Genomic DNA, 1,090 nt, shown 5'->3' with positions numbered 1-1,090 from the left:
TCATCCGAACCAGATCAAGCAGTGGCGAGACCAGCTGCTTGAGGGGGCGACCGGGGTGTTCGGGGAAGCCCCGAAAGCCGAGCCGGAGCCGATCATCGATGTGAAGACCCTGCATGCGAAGATCGGAGAGCTGACGCTGGAGAATGATTTTTTGTCCGGCGCGCTCGGCAAGGCGGGTCTGCTGCCGAGCGCAAGAAAATGATCGATCCCACCGCCAAGCTGAGCATCAGCCGCCAGGCCGTCGTGCTGGGGATCAGCCGGGGGAGCATCTACTACAAGCCCCGCCCGGTGTCGGAGGCCGATCTGAAGCTGATGCACCGGATCGACAAGCTGCATATGGAATTCCCGTTCGCGGGCAGCCGGATGCTGCAGGGTCTGCTGGTCCAGGAAGGGTTCAAGGTCGGGCGGCTGCATGTTGCCACGCTGATGAAGCGCATGGGCATCGAGGCGCTCTATCGCAAGCCGAACAGCTCGAAGCCAGCGCCGGGGCACAAGACCTACCCGTATCTGCTGAGAAAGCTGCCGATCACGCGGCCCAACCAGGTCTGGGCGATGGACATCACCTACATCCCCATGGCCCGGGGGTTCATCTACCTCGCCGCCGTGCTGGACTGGTTCACACGGCGCGTCCTGGCATGGCGAGTGTCGATCACGCTGGAGGCCGAGTTCTGCATGGAAGCTGTCGAGGAGGCGTTGGCACGTCACGGCACGCCCGAGATCTTCAATACGGATCAGGGCAGCCAGTTCACGTCCATCGACTTCATCAAGGTGCTCGCCGCCCGCGAGATCAAGATCAGCATGGATGGCAAGGGGGCCTGGCGCGACAATGTCTTCGTCGAGCGCCTGTGGCGGACCATCAAATACGAAGAGGTCTACCTGCACGCCTATGCCAGCGTGTTCGAAGCTCGCGCCGGGATCGGCCGGTATCTGAACTTCTACAACACCCGCCGCCCTCATTCGTCGCTTGACGGCAAAACCCCCGATCAGGCCTACTTCAACCCGCCGACACCCGAAGCGGCGGCGGCATAACCGAGGCGGAAAACCACTTAGAAAACGCCCGGAACCTGTTCAGAGCAACCGAACCACCTCT

Annotated in this window: 1 pseudogene; it reads left to right on the top strand. The window is 62.1% G+C overall.

What is annotated here, in order from left to right:
* Nucleotides 1-1,029, top strand: a pseudogene (locus tag C8N34_RS25850) (IS3 family transposase); the annotation flags it as partial.
* Nucleotides 1,030-1,090 lie beyond the last annotated feature (61 nt).

This window comes from Gemmobacter caeni (assembly GCF_003054195.1).
GTDB classification, from domain to species: Bacteria; Pseudomonadota; Alphaproteobacteria; order Rhodobacterales; family Rhodobacteraceae; genus Gemmobacter; species Gemmobacter caeni.
Note: the sequence above shows the minus strand (reverse complement) of the source record. Positions and strands in the feature narration are given on the sequence as shown.